This is a genomic window from Paraburkholderia sp. CNPSo 3272, from assembly GCF_024206495.1.
Taxonomy (GTDB): domain Bacteria; phylum Pseudomonadota; class Gammaproteobacteria; order Burkholderiales; family Burkholderiaceae; genus Paraburkholderia.
In genome coordinates this window covers 129759-147408 of the sequence record NZ_JAMBPQ010000006.1, presented here as the reverse complement: position 1 = coordinate 147408, position 17650 = coordinate 129759, and the positions used below count along the sequence as shown (strand labels likewise).

The window sequence follows — 17650 nt, the reverse complement described above, 5'->3', positions numbered from 1 at the left end:
TTCAATACTGGAATTATCATGATTGGCATCGTGCGCGTTGCGCTGAAACGGCCCCATACCTTCGTCGTACTGGCCGTGTTTATCCTGATCGTCGGCGTTCTGTCGGCGTTTCGCACCCCTACGGATATTTTTCCTCCGATCAATATCCCGGTGATTAGCGTGGTATGGCAGTACACCGGGCTTTCGCCCGACCAGATGGAAGGTCGCGTGATGGCTCCGTACGAGCGGGTGTTGACGACTACCGTGAACGGCGTCCAGCACATCGAGGGCACCTCGTTGACCGGCTATGGCATCGTCAAGATCTTCTTTCAGCCGGGCACCAATATCGGTACCGCGAATGCGCAGGTGACCGCCATTTCGCAGGAGATTCTGAAGCAGTTGCCGCCTTCGGCGACGCCGCCGTTCATCATCAACTACAACGCTTCGACTGTTCCGATCATCCAGCTCGCCCTTTCGGGCAAGGGCCTCTCGGAACAGAATCTGGCGGACCTCGGCAAGAACCAGTTGCGGCCGATTCTCGCGACGGTGAATGGCGCCGCGATCCCGTTTCCGTTCGGCGGCAAGGACCGGCAGGTTCAGATCAACATCAAGCCGTCCGAACTCGAGGCACGCTCCTTGTCGGCCGAGGACGTACTCAATGCGCTCACGGCGCAGAACCTCGTGACGCCGGTCGGCACCGAAAAGATAGGCAACTACGAGTACACGCTGCAACTGAACGATGCGCCGGAGACGATCACGGCCATTGCCAACCTGCCGATCAAGTCGGCCAACGGCACCGTTGTGCATATGCATGATGTCGCCGACGTGACCGACGGCAGCCCGCCGCAGCCCAACATCGTTCACGTGGAAGGCAAGCGTTCGGTGCTGCTCACCGTGTTCAAGAACGGTTCGGCATCCACATTGTCGATTATCGGCGGCATTCGCCGGAAGGTTGCCGATGCGAAGGCCTCCTTGCCCGACGCGCTTCAGATCGATGCAATCGGCGACCAGTCGATCTTCGTGCGCTCGGCGATCAAGGGCGTGGCGCGCGAGGGCTTGATTGCCGCCTTGCTCACGAGCGTGATGATCCTGCTGTTCCTGGGCAGCTGGCGCTCGACGATCATTATCGCGACTTCCATTCCGCTCGCGATTCTCGGTTCGATTTCCGTGCTCTCGGTGCTCGGCGAAACGCTCAACATCATGACGCTCGGCGGGCTCGCGTTGGCGGTGGGCATTCTCGTGGACGACGCCACCGTGACCATCGAGAACATCAACTGGCACCTGGAGCAAGGCAAGGACGTCGAAAGCGCGATTCTCGATGGCGCGGCGCAAATCGTGACGCCCGCGTTCGTCTCTCTGCTTTGCATCTGCATCGTGTTCGTGCCGATGTTCTTCCTGAATGGCGTGGCGAGGTTCCTGTTCGTGCCGATGGCCGAGTCGGTGATCTTCGCAATGATTTCCTCGTTCATTCTCTCGCGCACCCTCGTGCCGACGATGGCAAAGTACCTGCTGAGGGCACATGCGCATGAGCAGGGACGTCACGAGTCTGCCAGCGTGTGGGCGCGCTTTCACCGCGGATTCGAGCAGCGCTTCGAGCGCGTGCGTGCCAGTTACGCCGCGATGCTCGAACGGGTGCTGGAGCGCCGCCGCGCGTTCGTGGTTGGCTTCTTTGCATTCGTCGTGGTGTCGTTCGCGTTGATGCCGCTGCTTGGACGCAACTTCTTCCCGGACGTCGATGCAGGCCAAATCCTGCTACACGTGCGCGCGCCCGTGGGCACGCGTGTGGAGAGAACCGCCGAGATTTTCGCGGAAGTGGAAGCCCTGGTTCGCACGACGATTCCGCCTTCCGAACTGGGCACCGTGGTGGACAACATTGGACTGTCCACCAGCTCCATCAACACGGCCTACAACAACACGGGCACGATCGGCCCGCAGGACGGTGACATTCAGATATCGCTGAAGGAAGGCCATGGGCCCACGGCTGCCTACGTGCGCAAGTTGCGCGAATCGCTGCCGCGTGCGTTCCCCGGCGTGACGTTCTCGTTCCCGCCTGCGGACATCGTGAGCCAGATCCTGAACTTCGGCTCGCCTGCACCGATCGACCTGCAGATTCGCGGCAACAATCTGCCGGCCGACTTCGCCTACGCCAACTCGCTGCTGCGTCAGATCCGCCACGTGCCCGGCGTCGTCGATGCGCGCATCGAGCAATCGCAGGCCAATCCGCAATTCAATATCGACGTCGATCGCGACCGCGCATCGCTTCAGGGCCTCACCGAACGCGATGTGACCAACAGCCTCGTGGTGCACATGGCGGGTTCGAGCCAGATCGACCCGACCTATTGGCTCAACGCGGCCAATGGCGTGGAGTATTCGATCGTGCTTCAGACGCCGCAATACAGCGTGGATTCGCTCTCGTCGCTCGTGAATCTGCCGGTGAGCGGCGGGGCCGAGGCCAACGATGGGCAAATTCTCGGCGGGGTCGCGAGCATTCACCGCACGGCCAGCAACGAAGTGGTGAGCAACTACAACGTGCAGCCGATGGTCGAGGTATTCGCCACGACCCAGGGCCGCGATCTCGGCGCCGTCGCCGCCGACATTCGCCACATCGTTTCGGCCAACGCGAAGGACGCGCCCAAGGGGGCGAAGGTCGTGCTGCTCGGCCAGGCGCAGACGATGAACAATGCGTTTGGCGGGTTGTCGTTTGGGATTCTGGGCGCCGTGGTGCTGATCTACCTGCTCATCGTCGTCAATTTCCAGTCGTGGTCCGATCCGCTCGTGATCGTGGCGGCCTTGCCTGGCGCATTGGCCGGCATCGTCTGGATGTTGTTCGCGACGGATACCACGCTGTCGGTGCCTGCACTGACCGGCGCAATCATGTGCATGGGCGTGGCTACGGCCAATTCGATTCTGGTGGTGAGTTTCTGCCGCGAACGTCTGGCCGAGCACGGCGACGCGTTCAAGGCGGCATTGGAAGCCGGTACGACCCGGTTTCGGCCGGTCCTCATGACGGCGCTCTCGATGATCATCGGCATGGCGCCGATGGCCTTGAGTCTCGGCGAGGGCGGAGAGCAAAACGCGCCGTTGGGCCGAGCGGTGATTGGCGGACTGCTGTTCGCCACTGCCGCAACGCTTTTTCTCGTGCCCGCTATTTTTTGCATGATCCACTCGCGTCGGGGTCGCACATCGACGGCCGCGCAGCTTACCGGAGATTCGATCCATGTCCTCTGAACCCACAACGCGCGCCGCACTCGCGCAGCGTCAGCTTTCTTTAACAGGCATCGTTGGCGGTGCACTCGCCGCCCTTATCGTGGTTGGCGGCGTCTCGCTTCGCATGAGGCATGAGCATCAACTCAAAGACTGGACCGAGGCGCAAGCCGTGCCGTCCGTGAATGTCGTCGTGCCCGCCCCGGAGGCGCCGGGCGGCTCGCTGGACCTGCCCGGCAGACTGGAGGCTTTCGAAAGCGCGCCCATCTATGCACGCGTGAGCGGATATCTGAAATCGTGGAGCGTCGACATCGGCACACCGGTGAAGGCAGGCCAAACACTCGCCGAGATCGAAACGCCCGAACTCGATCAGCAGTTGATTCAGGCGAAGGCCGACCTCACGAGCGCGCAAGCCGATGCCGCGCTCGCGAAAACGACCGCGGCACGCTGGCAAAGTCTTTTGGACTCCGATTCGATGTCGCGCCAGGAGGTCGATGACCGCACGCAGGACTACGTGGCGAAGCAGGCCCGTGTGGCGGCAGCGCAGGCCAATCTGGACCGGCTGGTCGCGACGAAGAGCTTCGCGCGAATCGTCGCCCCGTTCGACGGCGTGATCACCGCACGCAACACGGACGTCGGCGCATTGATCAATGCGGGCGGCGGTGCGGGGCCGCAGCTCTTCTCCGTATCGAGCGTGGACAAGCTGCGCGTATACGTGCACGTGCCGCAGGAATACGTGCCGGCGGTCAAGCCAGGGTGCACCGGCAGCTTCACCGTACCGGAGTATCCCGGCAAGACATTCACCGCCACGGTCGTGGGTCTGGCCGACTCGGTCAACGCCGCATCGGGCACGTCGCTCGTCCAGTTGATGGTCGATAACCCAGGTCATCTGCTGTTGCCGGGCGACTTCGTGAATCTGCACTTTGCGCTGCCGGCACGCGCCGACGCGCTGAGGGTGCCGGCCAGTGCACTGATATTCGACAACCGGGGGCTGCGGCTCGCCACCGTCGATCGCAGCGGCACCGTTCACTTCAAACCGGTTTCGATCGTGCAGGACCTCGGCAACGCGGTCGATATCGGCTCGGGGCTGGCGCAAAGCGACCGCGTGATCGATGCGCCGCCCGATGGTCTCGTCGAAGGCGACCATGTTCGGGTGATCGCGCCCACGGCACAAGGTGGCAAGCATGACTAAGTATCTGAAACTGGCTACGCTGGTGAGTGCCGTGGCGCTCGCCGCGTGCTCGCTCGCGCCGCACTACGAGGTGCCCGAAATGCCCGTCGCGGCGCAGTACCAGACGCAGGGACCATGGACCGTGGCCAGCCCCGCTGACCAGCTCGACTGCGCGGGATGGTGGAAGCTGTACAAGGAGCCCGAACTCGACGACCTCGAGCAGCGGCTGATCGCGAATAACCCCGACCTGAGCGCGGCGCTGTTTCACTATGAGCAGTCGCAGGCGTACATCAGGCAGGTCAAGTCGCAGATGTACCCGCAGGTTTCCGCTGTGGGCAATGTCCAGCGCGATCGCGAGTCGGACACGCGGCCGTTGCGCAGCCCGACTGGGCCGACCGATTACAACTCGGCCACGCTGGGTGTCGAAGTCGATTACGAAGTGGACCTTTGGGGACGCGTGCGCGATTCCGTTGCTGCAAGTAAGGACGAAGGGCTGGCGTCGAAAGCGGATCTCGCGTCGACCCAGTTGAGCCTCGAAATCGAGCTCGCTCGAAGCTATGTCGACCTGCGCGGTCTCGATCAGCAGATTCAGCTGAGCGAGGGGACCGAGCAAGCGTACCAGAAGGCGCTGGACCTGACCCGCAACCGGCATGGCGCGGGCATCGTCTCGGGACTCGACGTGGCGCGGGCCAGCAACCAGTTGTCATCGGTCCAGTCCGAACTCACGCAGGTCCGCGCGAGGCGCGCATTGCTCGAACACGCGGTGGCGGTGCTGGTCGGCGCAACGCCCTCGGAGTTCCAGCTAGCGCCGAATACCGATGCCATCGCGTTGCCTGTGATTCCGGTCGGGGTTCCGTCGACGCTGTTGCAAAGGCGTCCTGACGTCGCCGCAGCCGAACGGCGCATCGCGGCGGCCAATTCAAGAATTGGCGTGGCACGCGCGGCGTACTTCCCGACGCTCACGCTCAGCGCGCAAGGCGGCGTGCAAAGCTCGGCGCTCGGCAGTCTGCTCAGCCTGTCCAGTTCGTACTGGGCGATTGGCCCTTCGCTGGCGGTCTATCTGCTGGACGGCGGCAAGCGCCACGCGCAGCTGGATTCGGCGAAGGAGGCGACGGCCGAGGCAGGCGCACGCTATCGCAGCGTGGTGCTGGCGTCGTTCCGGCAGGTGGAGGACAACCTCACGTTGCTCGACGATCTGGGCACCGCGACGAATCAGCAGCAGGACGCTGCCAGTGCCGCCCAAACCGCGCTCGACCTCGCGCTCGCGCGTTATCAGCGCGGCGCGGTGAGCTATCTGGATGTGGTCGAGGCGCAATCGGCCGAGCTTGAGGCGCAACGCAGCGTCATCGCGCTGCGGACGCAGCAACTCGATGCGAATGTCGACCTCATTCACGCGCTCGGCGGCGGCTGGACCACGGACGACCTGAAGGCCGGTTGAATTCTTTGAACGATTGCCCCGTGCCGCCGGTTTGGTTTACGCGATGTAAAGAGTGAATTGAGGCGAACCTGGTTGGTGGCATGGGGCGTTGGTCCTATAGTTATCGAGACTGGTTATCCAGACAGAGAGGTGAAAAATGAAGTTCGCGATGAAAACTGAAATCCGCACGGACGATCTCGCGACGATCGTGCATGCGATGAAGTCCGTGGACGCCGACGCGAAAGTCGACGTCGATGTTGGCGCACAAACCGTGAGCGTCGATTCCTGGTTGATGCCCGAAGAGTTTCTGGTTGCGTTCTACGACGAGGAAATGGACGTCGGCATTGCCGAATGGTAGGAGCGGCCGACGTCAGCCGCGGTGGCCCGAATGCGACGCATCCTGGCCTATAGACGACCTGATTGCTGACGCGCGCCGCTTCAATCGTCGTCAGAATTATTGGAACCCTTTCTCACGGTATTGCCAGGCGCACGTCAAAAGAGTGCCGGTGGACTGTGTTTCCAGCGGAGAACCCGCAGAAGCCGTCGTCCACGAGCTGGTAGGGGACATACGCTGTTCTTGAGTCGGAAGGGAAATGATCCGTTGTGTTTGGCCGCTGATCGCATCAGCGCCCGTTTCCGTGCGAGTCAGGTATGACCCAGATCCCGAAAATTGTTCCAGAAAGCTCCCAGAAAGCACCGCTCCCCGGCGAACCGATGTCGGGCGCCGACATCATCTTGCGCGTCCTCAGCGAACAGGGTGTCGATACCGTGTTCGGCTATAGCGGCGGCGCGATCCTGCCGACCTACGACGCGGTGTTCCGTTTCAACGAACTGCACGCCGGCGAGCCCGAGCGGCAGATCAACCTCGTCGTACCCGCGAACGAACAGACCGCCGGCTTCATGGCCGCGGGCTACGCGCGCGCGAGCGGAAAGGTCGGCGTGTTCATGGTGACGTCGGGTCCCGGCGCAACCAACGCGGTAACGCCGATCGCCGACTGCAATGGCGATTCGGTCCCGGTGGTGCTCATCTGCGGGCAGGTGCCGCGTGCCGCGATCGGCAGCGACGCTTTCCAGGAAGCGCCGGTGTTCAACATCATGTCGGCGTGCGCCAAGCAGGTGTTTCTGGTGACCGACCCGGGCAAGCTCGAACAGACGCTGCGAACGGCCTTCGAGGTCGCGCGCACCGGTCGTCCCGGTCCGGTCGTGGTGGATGTGCCCAAAGACATCCAGAACTGGACCGGCGCCTGGCAAGGGCACGGCACGCTGGCGTTTCGCGGCTACTCCGAGCGTCTTCGCAAGGTAGCGAAGGGCGCGCGTCTCGAAGCGAGCAAGCGCCACGAGTTCTTCGCTTTGCTGGCGCAAAGCAAGCGTCCGCTGCTGTACGCGGGCGGCGGCATCATGATCGCCGGCGCCACGGCGGAATTGCGCCAGTTCGCCGAGCGCTACCGCATTCCCGTGGTGAACACCCTGATGGGACTCGGCACGATATCCGTGAAGCACGAACTGGGGCTCGGCATGCTGGGCATGCACGGCGCGGCTTGCGCGAACTACGCGGTGGAAGACTGCGACTTCCTGATTGCCGTGGGCGCGCGATTCGACGATCGCGTCGCCGGCGGCCGCCCGCACGCCTTTGCGCCGCGAGCGCGCCATGTCGCGCACATCGATATCGACGAAGCGGAGATCAACAAGGTCAAGCGCGCGCACTGGACTCACGTGGGCGACGCTAAGGACGCTCTGCTTTCGCTGATGCAACACGAAACGCACGTGCAGGCGCCGTTGGCGTGGCTCGACCACATCATGGAGCTGAAACAGCGCTACGGGATGAATTATGACCGCGCCAGCCCGCTCATTCAGCCGCAGTTCGTGGTGGAAAAGCTAAGCGAGATTACCGGCGGGCGGGCCATCGTCACCACGGGCGTGGGCCAGCACCAGATGTGGGCCGCGCAGTTCTTCGACTTCGTCGAGCCGCGCAGCTTTCTCACGTCGGGCAGCATGGGAACGATGGGCTTTGGCCTGCCCGCTGCGATCGGCGCACAGATGGGACGCCCCGATGCCCTCGTGATCGACATCGACGGTGACGGCAGCATGCGCATGAATATAGGGGATCTGGAGACCGCGACTACCTATGGCGTCCCGGTCAAAGTGCTGCTGTTCAACAATGTCGGCGACGGGATGATCCGGCAGTGGCAGCGTCTCTTTTACGACGGGCGCCTGTGCGTGAGCGACAAGTCGCTGCATCGAAAGGACTTTGTCATGGCCGCGCGTGCCGACGGGTTCGAGTTCGCGCAGCGCGTGGAGGTCCTGAGCGAGGTCGAGGACAAGCTTCGGGCTTTTGTGGCGTTCGATGGTCCCGCTTTCCTCGAAATCATGATCGATCAGGAGGCCGATGTGTTTCCGATGGTCGGGCCTGGCATGAGCTACTCCGACATGATCACCGGCCCGTTCATTGCGTCGCGGGATGGAGTGGAGTCGGAGGGCACGCGTGCAGGGAATCAATCGGCTTCGGACATGTTCTAGGCCAGGACAGCTACGCCGTTCTGCTCGTGAGGCGCAATGCGTCTTTCCGCCATGTAACAAAAGAAGTTCTGGCTGCGGCGTTTATCGAGCCAGGCCGCAGCCCTATAGTCATTCCGATGGCTGGGAGCGATGCGGGGCATGGGGTCCTGCGGGCCCCGCGTTGTCTCTTCATGTGAGCGAGCAGGAATGAAACTGATCTATGTTGGCGATCCGATGTGTTCGTGGTGCTATGGTTTTGGCAAGGAGCTTTCGTCACTCGTCGCGCGCGTGCCGGATCTGAAACTGGAAATCGTGGTCGGCGGGATTCGCGCTGGCGCGACCGATGTTCTCGACGCAACCGGCAAGCGTTTCCGGCTGCAGCACTGGCAGCGCGTGCAAGCGCTGAGCGGCTTGCCGTTCAACCGCGATGCGTTTATGGCGCGCGAGGGGTTCGTCTACGATACCGAGCCGGTGTGCCGCGCCGTTGTGGCGGCGCGCCGCTTCGCCAGTGGCGACGCGTTGCTCTCGGTGTTTCGCGCGCTGCAGAACGGGTTCTATGTGCAAGGGCTGGATACGACCGACGGTCACGTGCTGAGTGAACTCGCCGCGACGGCGCTGGATGCCGTCGGTATTCAGGTGACTGCCGACGCGTTCTACCAGGCATGGGCAGCCGCGGAAACGAAAGAAGAAACGCAGCGCGATTTCGCCCGCGCGCGAGCGCTTGGCGTCGCGTCGTTCCCGACCTTGATGCTTGAAGAACAGGGCCGGACGTACGCCGTGCATTCGGGCTATGCGAGCGTCAACGCACTCGAAGAAAGGCTCAATGAGATCGAGGGGCCGCTTGCCTGATCGTTTGGGATCGTGGTTGTTCGAAGCGGGCTGCGCAAGCGATTGTGCAGCCCGCGTCAAATTCCCGGACCGAGGCGGAAATCAATAAGGAGTGTGATGCAATGAACGAGAGCAACGAAATCGTCGAACTCGTCCAGCGTTAGCTCGACGCTACATTTCGCCCATGCGACCGACCGGATGCATCGCGCCGAGCGCGGCGTGCGTTTCGGGAGCATGCGGCACCGATGCCTTGCGATGCTCCGGTGACGATGACGACCTTGGAAGTGCTCATTGTGTGTCTCGCAGTATGGGTATGCCGGTCGGGTGGCCGTTCGAATCGACGGATCCGATGGAGATGCACTGTAGGCGCATCCGTTGCGAGTGCGAACACACACCATGGACAAAGAGTCTTGCGTCGCGAGAACAAATCTCGACGGGAACGTCGGCGGCCGCAAGGTGGATTTGAGCCGCATTTGTCTGCTGCGATTTCGCGCGTTCTACTCAGCAGGCCCGCTTCCATGACTTCCGTAAAACGGAAGGATCATTCCCGCGGTTGCGGGATTCTCTTGATTGGTGAAAGTGATTAATCTGGCCAGGCTGTTTCCCTGGAGGCATCGCCTCCATCACCTTGCTAGAGAGATTGAAATGAAATTGCTTACTGCTGTCCTCTTCGCCTGTTCGCTGTCGGCCAGCTTCGCTGTCCACGCCGAATCCCTCGTTCCCGCGCAGACGAATGTTCAACAAGCGGCCCAGACCAATACGTCCCGGGCGAATACGTATCAGGCGCCACAGCGCCCGGCTAAGACGCAGGCACGGGACGCCAATACCTGTGTGGGCCCGGTGAGTTACTGCAACCTGTTCTTTGGCAGTTAAGGTCGCCATGGGCTGGCGCCGCGCGCATCGATCGATCGCGATCAAGCACACACATCGGGATGAACGAGCAGTTCGCCCAGTGTGCGGATCGCCTCATCGAGGCGCGCCGACCAGGGATGCCCGTAGTTGAGCCGTATGCAGTTTTCGAATGCACGTGACGCGGAAAAGAGCGGGCCGGGCGCGACACTGATCCCGCGTTCGATCGCGAGACGATGGAGCGCCATGGCGTCGATGCGCTCGCGAAACGTGAGCCACAGAAAATAGCCGCCCTCGGGCCGCGTGTACTGCGTGCCTTCAGGCAGCCACCGGCGGATCGCCTCGATCATCGCATCGCGCTGCGTCTGCATGGCCAGCCGGATCTTTTTCAAATGACGCTCGTAGCCGCCATGCTCCAGGTAGTCGGCAATGCCGGCCTGGGCGGGAATGCTGGCTGAGATCGTCGTCATGAGCTTCAGGCGCTGCACGCGTTCCGCGAAACGCCCAGCGCTCGCCCAGCCCACGCGATAACCGGGCGCCAGGTTCTTCGAAAACGAACCGCAGTGCATGACGAGGCCACGCCGGTCGAACGCGATGGCCGGCGGCGGATAGTTCGGCGCGTAGTGCAGCTCGCCGTACACATCGTCTTCGATGAGCGGGACCTCGTGTTTCGCGAGCAGTTCGACTAGCGCTTCCTTTTTCTCTGCCGACAACGTGACGCCCGTGGGGTTCTGGAAATTCGTCATGAACCAGCAGGCGCGGATGGGGTGCTTGTCCAGCGCTTGCGCCAGCGCGTCGAGGTCGAGGCCCGTGGCGGTATCGACAGGAATTTCGACCGCGCGCAGCCCGAGCCGCTCGATCGCCTGAAGCGCCGCATAAAAGCCCGGCGATTCCACGGCGACGATATCGCCGGGCTGCGTGACCGCCATCAGGCAAAGATTGAGCGCCTCCAGCGCGCCGTTGGTGATGATGATGTCCTCGGCCGGCTGCGAGATGCCAACCCGCATGTAGCGCAGCGCAATCTGTCGGCGCAGGTTCTCATTGCCGGGCGGCAGATCGACCACCGTGCTCCACGGGCTCACGCTGCGCGCGGCCTGGCCCAGCGATTTTGCCAGGCGCGACAGCGGAAACAGCAACGGGGAGGGGAAGGCGGAGCCGAGCGGCACGATGCCGGGGCGCTTGGCGGCGTCGAGCACCGAGAACACCAGCTCGCTGATATCCACAGTGGCGCTCTCGCCCGTCGTTGCCCTCGAATCCGCCGTGTTGGGCTTCGAGAGCGGCGCGACGTAGTAGCCCGAACGTTCTTCGGCGCGCACGAGGCCCCACTGTTCGAGCACGTAGTAAGCACGCGCCGCCGTGGACTGACTCACGCCGTGCTGCGCAATGATCTGCCGCAGCGACGGCATGCGCGAGCCCGGCTTCAGGTTGCCGGAGCGAATCTGGGCGGCCATGCTCTGCGCGAGGCGTTCATAGCGTGTCATGCGTCCGGGGTCTTCCAGAGAGGTCATGGCTGGGCTTGGGTTTCGAGCAATTTTCTCACGGCTCGCCGGACGGGAAATCGGGTCTGCTACGGTCAATTATGCGTCGACTGCTTCTATACGTGGTTCCCGCGAGGGCGGATCATTGCGGCCAGTGCGCATCGCAGTCCGGGTCTGTTCTCCCGGGATGCGCCGGGATTACTGCGCGAGTGCCTGGATCATCACCTAAACCCGCAGAGCTTGCGGCTCTTTTTGCCTGTAGCGTGGCAAGCCTTTCGCCCCGGTGCGCGAGTACCGGGGCGTTTCTTTATGGGGTTCTGGCAGCCGTGAACCTTCTGCATCGCTCGAATCGTTCGTAACTGCTGCTTTTTTTGTCAGTGCGCAAGGTTGAAGATCTGGCTATCCGATCGACCTGATCGACGTAACCGGAGTCAATGATGGAACTCGTTCGAATGATGCGCATGGTTCTCTGGAGTTTTTTCGGTGTGCGTAAAAGCGCGTCGCACGAAGCCGATTTGGCCAGCGTGAACTTCAAGTGGCTGCCGTTCGTGGCGGTCGTGCTCGCCGCCATGATTGGGGCTTGCATACTGGGTGTCGTGCTGCTGGTCGCGCATTCTACGGGAACCGCACAAGGCTTCTGAGCATCCGGTGTTGCCGAAAGCAGGCGTATGAGATGGATATCCAGCAAGATCGGCAGCGTGGTGCCGGCGGCCGGGCGCGTGGCGGAGCTGGTGGCGGGCCTGCCGGCATCGACGGTTGCGGCGCATGCCCAGGTGATGCTCGACGGTCTGGCATGCGACGCAAGCCGTGCGTTGGCGCAGGGGAACCGGCCGAGTGCCGCGCCGCATGCTGACCCTGACGCGGTGCTGGGCGCGCGCACGCGGTCGCCGTCGAACGCCGCCTGCTCTTGCGATTTGTCGTACTCGTGCGCTTCGCTTTCGTGTCGTCGCTGGAAAGTGCGAGCGGGTCGCGCGCGAGGGCGAGCACCGGATTCCGGTGTAGACCGCCGACGAATGCGCCATCGAGCCGATGACGTTCGCAGCCGATACCATCACCACGTCCCTCCTCTCGTTCGCGTTTACGGCACTGTCCTCGCGTAGAGATATATGAAGGTAATCTTTGCAGTTTACCTTCACATCTCCTACAATGCGGGGATGTCCGAACGCGCCCAAACTCCCCCTCCGGACCTCGCCGCGGCGCTTGCCGGCGACCTGCGGGCACTGGTCGGGCAGCTGCGTCGCCGTTTTCGCGAGCAGGCGATCCTCGGCGACTTCACACCTTCCCAGATGGCCGTGCTGCAGCGGCTCGAGCGCGAGGGGCCGTCGACTGTGTCGAGCCTTGCGCGCGCGGAGGGCATGCGCCCGCAGTCCATGGGCACCCTCATCGCGCCGCTCGAAGCGGCGGGCCATATTAGCGGCGCACCGGATCCCAATGATGGGCGCCAAACGCTCTGGTCGCTCACTCACGCGTTTCGCGAGTGGCTCAAGGAGGGGCGGGCGGCGCGTCAGGACTGGCTCTCGCGCAGGATCGACACGCGCCTTTCGGCCGCCGAGCAACAGCAGCTAGTCGCCGCAGTCGAACTGCTCAAGCGGCTCGTGGCCGACTAAGGCGAGGCGGTCACATGGGCGCTCCAGCTTCCGGGTTCTTTCGTTCGCTCAGGACTTACAACTATCGCGTATGGTCCGCTGGCGCGCTCGTCTCGAACGTAGGCACGTGGATGCAGCGCACCGCGCAAGACTGGCTCGTGCTCACCGGGCTCACGCATCACAGCGCGGCCGCAGTCGGTATCGTGATGGGCTTGCAGTTCGGGCCGCAAATGCTGTTCATGCCCTGGTCGGGTTTCGCCGCCGACCACTTCGACCAGCGCAAGCTGCTCATGGTTACGCAAGCCACGCTCGGAACGCTTGCCATTGCACTGGGCGTGCTCACGGCGACGGGGCTCGTGCAGCTTTGGCACGTGTACGTGTTCGCGTTCCTGTTCGGCTGCACGACGGCATTCGATGCGCCGGTGCGGCAAACCTTCGTCTCGGAGCTGGTGGGCGACGCCGATCTCTCCAATGCCGTCGCGCTCAATTCCACTTCGTTCAACGCCGCGCGCATGATCGGCCCGGCCGTGGCGGGAATCGTCATTGCATCGGTGGGCGTGGGCTGGGCCTTCCTGCTCAACGGCCTGTCGTTCGTCGCCGTGCTGATCTCGCTCACGCGCCTGCGCGTGGACGAGCTGCGTTCGGCAAGGCGCGCGCAACCCGCGAAGGGCGGCATTGCCGCGGGGTTCCACTACGTGTGGGCGCGCCCGGACCTGCGGGCCATTCTCGTCATGCTGTTCCTGATCGGTACCTTCGGGCTGAACTTTCCGATCTTCATCTCGACGATGGCCGTGAACGTCTTTCACGCCGACGCAGGACGCTACGGACTCCTGTCTTCCATGATGGCGGTGGGCACCATGAGTGGCGCCTTCTTCGGCGCGGGGCGCAGCCATCCGCGTTTTGTCTCGCTGCTGTTCGCGGCGGCGGCGTTCGGGGTGGGATGCCTGCTGGCGTCGGTTGCGCCGGGCTACTGGTGGTTTGGCGGCGCGCTCGTGATGATCGGCATCGCGGCGCTCACGTTCACCACCGAAACCAACAGCCTCATGCAGCTTTCCACCGAGCCCGGCATGCGCGGCCGCGTGCTGGCGATTCGCCTGGCCGTGGCGCTGGGCGGCACACCCATCGGCGCGCCGATCGTGGGGTGGGTCGCCGACCACTGGGGGCCGCGCTGGGCGTTGCTGGTGGGCGCGGCTTCGGGATTCTCGGCCGCGATCGTCGCGGCCCGCACGCTCGCGCGGCGGGCCCACGAGAAGCCATAGCTCGCCGAACGACCGCACACAATCAAGCGGGCTTCAACTCCACGCGCTTGATGTCCTTCACGATCACGAGATAGCTGATCACCGTAACGATCGCGTTGATGCCGACAAAGGCGAGCGCGCCGTTGAACGAGCCGGTTTCCGCCACGAGATAGCCGATCACGATCGGTGTGACGATGCCGGCCACATTGCCGAACATGTTGAAGATCGAGCCCGAGAGGCCGATCGCTTCGCGCGGCGCGGTATCGGCGATCACGGCCCAGCCGAGCGCGCCCAGACCCTTGCCGAAGAACGCGAGCGACATGAGCGCGACCACGATCCAGTCGCTGTTCACGTAGTTGCAGCCGACGATGCACGACGAGAGCACCATGCCCCCGACGATCGGCACCTTGCGCGCCATGGTGAGCGAGCGGCCCGAGCGGACCAGGGCGTCCGAAGCCAAGCCGCCCAGCACCCCGCCCAGGAAGCCGCAGATCGCCGGCAGCGAAGCAATGAGCCCAGCCTTCAGGATGGTCATGTGGCGCGCCTGCACGAGGTAGATCGGGAACCACGTGAGGAAGAAGTACGTGAGCACGTTGATGCAGTACTGCGCGAGATAGACGCCGAGCAGCATGCGGTTGCCGAGCAGCTGGCGGATGACCGCCCAGTTCGCGCCCTTACGTTCCCTGCGCTCGCCGCGCGCTGCGTGTTGATGCCCGTTCACGATGCCGCCGCCCGCCTCGATGTATTCGAGTTCCTGCTGGTTCACGCCCGGATGATCGGCCGGATTCTTCATGAACCGGATCCACGCGAAGGCGAGCACGAGGCCGCCCACGCCCATCACGATATACACGTGATGCCAGCCATACGCATGCGTGAGCCACGCCATGAGCGGCGTAAACACCACGGCCGCAAAATACTGCGCCGAATTGAAAATGGCCGAGGCCGTGCCGCGCTCTTTCGCCGGGAACCAGCTCGCCACTACTTTGGCGTTGGCGGGGAAGGCGGGCGCTTCGGCTGCACCCATTGCGAAGCGCAGCGCGAAGAGGCCCGCAATCGCGGCGCCCGCGCTGCCAAGCAGCCCAATCGAGCTTTGCAGCAGCGTGAAGAGCGACCACAGGAAGATGCTGCCCGCGTACACGCGGCGCGCGCCGAAGCGGTCGAGCACCCAACCCGCAGGCACTTGCGCGAGCACATAGGCCCAACTGAACGCCGAGAAGATGTAGCCCATGTGGATGGCATCGAGACCGAACTCGGTGCGCATGGCCGAGCCCGTGACCGAGAGCGTGGCGCGGTCCGCGTAGTTGAGCGTGGTGATGATGAAGATCAGCGAGAGGATCAGGTAGCGCACCTTGGTGCGCCTGGCGACATCGGACTGCGTGGCGGTGCGGCTCAACGACATGTGGATCGACCTCTCTCGTGCGCGAGACGCGGGCCGCTTGCGAGCACGCCGCGGCCTGAATCTGCTGTCTCCGGACGGCGCGCCTAGTGCACGCCGCATTTACTTACGCAAGAACGCGCCTGACTGGTCGTCAAGCGCGTTCTGTTTGCGGACCTGATTAGCTGCTTATTGAGCCAGTTTTCCGTTGGTTGTTTGACATCACGGCTGGTTGTCTGAGCTAATCGTACAACGCTTGGGAGGTCGAGGCAACCAGACTGTATGCCTCTCGAGTCGCTATCAGGGTAAACTCGAATTTCAGGATAGTCCCGGGATTATGGGATGATGCCGCAAAGTTGTTGGACAACATGGCGACGGGACCCTCAAGACTCCGGCATTTGAGCCGTAAAGAAGAACACCATGGAAACCGGGGATTGAAGCAACATGCGCAACACGACGGTACGAGCCAGCCTCCTTGCAGTGCTGGTGATCTTTGGCGTGATGATCCTGATTGGCGGCTTCGCGGGCGTGTTCTCGCTGCGGGAGTCGAACGCCAGCGCCCAACGCCTGCATGAAATCGCGCGCCAGACCATTCTGGTCAATGACGCCTACAAGGACACCACGCGCACGCGTTCGGCGCTCGTGCGCGGCTATAGCGCGCTCAAGGAACGCAACGACACGGCCACGCGCGACTCCGCGCTGAAGAGCGCGGCCCATAGCTTGGAGCTTTCGGCGAGCGAGACCCAGGCCTTCGCCAATGCACCGGCTTTCGATGGCATGGACGCGGACCTCAAGCGTCAGTTGCTCGAGTCGGCTGAGCAACTCTCGAACACGCTCACGCGCGCCACCGATGCACTGCGCAACGGCGACACGGCCGCTTACGTGGCGGTCAACGACACGGATATCACCGCCGCCGGCGCAGCCTATTCGGTGAACGTGGAGAAGTTCCAGAAGCTCGCCAACGCGCTCGCGGAGGCAACGCTCGACGACGGCAACGCGCGCTACACATGGATCGTTACGCTCGTGGGCGTGGGCGTGGCCATCGCGCTGGCGCTCGTCGTCTTCACGCATTTTGCCTTGCAGCGCATCGTGTCGCGGCCGCTGGCCGACGCCGCGGCGGTGCTCGACCGCATTGCTTCGAACGATCTCACCGTGCGCGTGCCCGAAGCGGGCCGCAACGAAATCGGCCTGCTGTTCGCGGCCATGCGCCGGATGCAGGCGGGGCTCTCGCACACCGTGGCCGGCGTGCGCGACAGTTGCGACGCGATTCACACGGCCGCGCGCGAGATCGCGGCGGGCAATCTCGATCTGTCGAGCCGCACGGAGGAGCAGTCGGCCTCGCTCGAAGAAACGGCCGCGAGCATGGAAGAACTCACCTCCACGGTGAAGCAGAACTCCGTGAACGCATCCGAGGCCAGCACGCTCGCCACGGGCGCGGCCGAACTCGCGCAGCGCGGCGGCGACGTGGTGGGACGCGCCGTGCAGACCATGCAGGACATCAGCGTCAGCTCGCAGAAGATTGCCGAGATCACGAGCATGATCGACAGCATCGCTTTCCAGACCAATATTCTTGCGCTCAACGCCGCCGTGGAATCGGCGCGCGCGGGGGAGCAAGGACGCGGCTTCGCCGTGGTCGCGGGCGAGGTGCGCACGCTCGCGCAGCGCAGCGCGGGCGCCGCGCGCGAGATCAAGGAACTGATTGGCGCTTCGATGGAAGACGTGCGCAACGGCAACGCCCTCGTTGCGCAGGCAGGCGAGGCGATGAATGAAATCGTCAACTCGGTGCGCAATGTCGCCACGATCATGGCCGAGATCACGACGGCCACCGCCGAGCAGAGCACGGGCATTCAGCAGGTAGGCATGGCCGTGAGCCAGATGGACCAGGTCACGCAGCAGAACGCCGCGCTCGTCGAGCAGGCCGCCGCCGCCGCAAGCGCGCTCGAGCACCAGGCGCAATCGATGAAGGAAGCAGTTTCGGTGTTTCGCGTCGGCGCGCTTGCGTGAGGAAAGCAGCGCGCGAGACCAGTCA

Annotated in this window: 13 protein-coding genes; 11 read left to right on the top strand and 2 right to left on the bottom strand. The window is 63.5% G+C overall.

Annotation, left to right across the window (positions count from 1 at the left end; all coding sequences use genetic code 11):
• Window positions 1–18: 18 nt before the first annotated feature.
• From M3I53_RS10105 to M3I53_RS10075, 7 genes are all read left to right on the top strand, one after another.
• A complete protein-coding gene (locus tag M3I53_RS10105; RefSeq protein ID WP_254315804.1) occupies window positions 19–3207 on the top strand; it encodes an efflux RND transporter permease subunit in 3189 nt (1062 codons plus the stop codon).
• Window positions 3197–4375, top strand: coding sequence for an efflux RND transporter periplasmic adaptor subunit (locus M3I53_RS10100; RefSeq protein ID WP_254315803.1), 1179 nt, complete (start codon window positions 3197–3199; stop codon window positions 4373–4375). The genes M3I53_RS10105 and M3I53_RS10100 overlap by 11 nt, the downstream gene beginning before the upstream one ends.
• Window positions 4368–5792, top strand: coding sequence for an efflux transporter outer membrane subunit (locus tag M3I53_RS10095; protein WP_254315802.1), 1425 nt, complete (start codon window positions 4368–4370; stop codon window positions 5790–5792). The genes M3I53_RS10100 and M3I53_RS10095 overlap by 8 nt, the downstream gene beginning before the upstream one ends.
• A gap of 136 nt (window positions 5793–5928) precedes the next feature.
• Complete coding sequence (locus M3I53_RS10090) at window positions 5929–6129, top strand: copper chaperone (RefSeq protein WP_254315801.1); 201 nt, start codon at window positions 5929–5931, stop codon at window positions 6127–6129.
• A gap of 293 nt (window positions 6130–6422) precedes the next feature.
• Window positions 6423–8288: a biosynthetic-type acetolactate synthase large subunit gene (gene ilvB / locus M3I53_RS10085; RefSeq protein ID WP_254315800.1), complete on the top strand. Its 1866-nt coding sequence runs from the start codon at window positions 6423–6425 to the stop codon at window positions 8286–8288.
• Window positions 8289–8474: 186 nt separating this feature from the next.
• Window positions 8475–9116, top strand: a complete 642-nt coding sequence (locus M3I53_RS10080; protein WP_254315799.1) for a DsbA family protein — start codon at window positions 8475–8477, stop codon at window positions 9114–9116.
• A gap of 624 nt (window positions 9117–9740) precedes the next feature.
• Window positions 9741–9968 carry a hypothetical protein gene (locus M3I53_RS10075; protein ID WP_254315798.1) on the top strand — a complete coding sequence of 76 codons (228 nt, stop codon included), beginning with the start codon at window positions 9741–9743 and terminating at the stop codon, window positions 9966–9968.
• Between the two features lie 41 nt (window positions 9969–10009).
• Here M3I53_RS10075 and M3I53_RS10070 read toward each other — a convergent pair whose 3' ends face one another.
• The gene (locus M3I53_RS10070; protein WP_254315970.1) at window positions 10010–11425 is read right to left on the bottom strand and encodes a PLP-dependent aminotransferase family protein; all 1416 of its coding nucleotides are present in this window, start codon (window positions 11423–11425) and stop codon (window positions 10010–10012) included.
• Between the two features lie 434 nt (window positions 11426–11859).
• On the opposite strand from M3I53_RS10070, the gene M3I53_RS10065 reads away from it, so the two are divergent.
• From M3I53_RS10065 to M3I53_RS10055, 3 genes are all read left to right on the top strand, one after another.
• On the top strand, window positions 11860–12063 hold the full coding sequence (locus M3I53_RS10065) for a DUF2970 domain-containing protein (RefSeq protein WP_028202250.1): 204 nt from the start codon (window positions 11860–11862) through the stop codon (window positions 12061–12063).
• A gap of 513 nt (window positions 12064–12576) precedes the next feature.
• Entirely contained in the window at window positions 12577–13029 is a 453-nt protein-coding gene (locus tag M3I53_RS10060) for a MarR family winged helix-turn-helix transcriptional regulator (protein ID WP_254315797.1), read from the top strand.
• Window positions 13030–13043: 14 nt separating this feature from the next.
• Window positions 13044–14267, top strand: coding sequence for an MFS transporter (locus M3I53_RS10055; RefSeq protein ID WP_254315796.1), 1224 nt, complete (start codon window positions 13044–13046; stop codon window positions 14265–14267).
• Between the two features lie 22 nt (window positions 14268–14289).
• Here the strand turns inward: M3I53_RS10055 and M3I53_RS10050 are convergent, their stop codons facing one another.
• Window positions 14290–15645 (bottom strand): MFS transporter, encoded by a 1356-nt coding sequence (locus M3I53_RS10050; RefSeq protein ID WP_254315795.1) that lies wholly within the window; start codon window positions 15643–15645, stop codon window positions 14290–14292.
• A gap of 420 nt (window positions 15646–16065) precedes the next feature.
• On the opposite strand from M3I53_RS10050, the gene M3I53_RS10045 reads away from it, so the two are divergent.
• Window positions 16066–17625 (top strand): methyl-accepting chemotaxis protein, encoded by a 1560-nt coding sequence (locus M3I53_RS10045; protein WP_254315794.1) that lies wholly within the window; start codon window positions 16066–16068, stop codon window positions 17623–17625.
• Window positions 17626–17650 lie beyond the last annotated feature (25 nt).

Coding starts and splice junctions, on each gene's coding strand:
- M3I53_RS10095 (WP_254315802.1), top strand. CDS start 4,368: ATGACTAAGTATCTGAAACTGGCTACGCTGGTGAGTGCCGTGGCGCTC.
- M3I53_RS10050 (WP_254315795.1), bottom strand. CDS start 15,645: ATGTCGTTGAGCCGCACCGCCACGCAGTCCGATGTCGCCAGGCGCACC.
- M3I53_RS10100 (WP_254315803.1), top strand. CDS start 3,197: ATGTCCTCTGAACCCACAACGCGCGCCGCACTCGCGCAGCGTCAGCTT.
- M3I53_RS10045 (WP_254315794.1), top strand. CDS start 16,066: ATGCGCAACACGACGGTACGAGCCAGCCTCCTTGCAGTGCTGGTGATC.
- M3I53_RS10090 (WP_254315801.1), top strand. CDS start 5,929: ATGAAGTTCGCGATGAAAACTGAAATCCGCACGGACGATCTCGCGACG.
- M3I53_RS10105 (WP_254315804.1), top strand. CDS start 19: ATGATTGGCATCGTGCGCGTTGCGCTGAAACGGCCCCATACCTTCGTC.
- M3I53_RS10075 (WP_254315798.1), top strand. CDS start 9,741: ATGAAATTGCTTACTGCTGTCCTCTTCGCCTGTTCGCTGTCGGCCAGC.
- M3I53_RS10070 (WP_254315970.1), bottom strand. CDS start 11,425: ATGACACGCTATGAACGCCTCGCGCAGAGCATGGCCGCCCAGATTCGC.
- M3I53_RS10060 (WP_254315797.1), top strand. CDS start 12,577: ATGTCCGAACGCGCCCAAACTCCCCCTCCGGACCTCGCCGCGGCGCTT.
- ilvB (WP_254315800.1), top strand. CDS start 6,423: ATGACCCAGATCCCGAAAATTGTTCCAGAAAGCTCCCAGAAAGCACCG.
- M3I53_RS10080 (WP_254315799.1), top strand. CDS start 8,475: ATGAAACTGATCTATGTTGGCGATCCGATGTGTTCGTGGTGCTATGGT.
- M3I53_RS10065 (WP_028202250.1), top strand. CDS start 11,860: ATGGAACTCGTTCGAATGATGCGCATGGTTCTCTGGAGTTTTTTCGGT.
- M3I53_RS10055 (WP_254315796.1), top strand. CDS start 13,044: ATGGGCGCTCCAGCTTCCGGGTTCTTTCGTTCGCTCAGGACTTACAAC.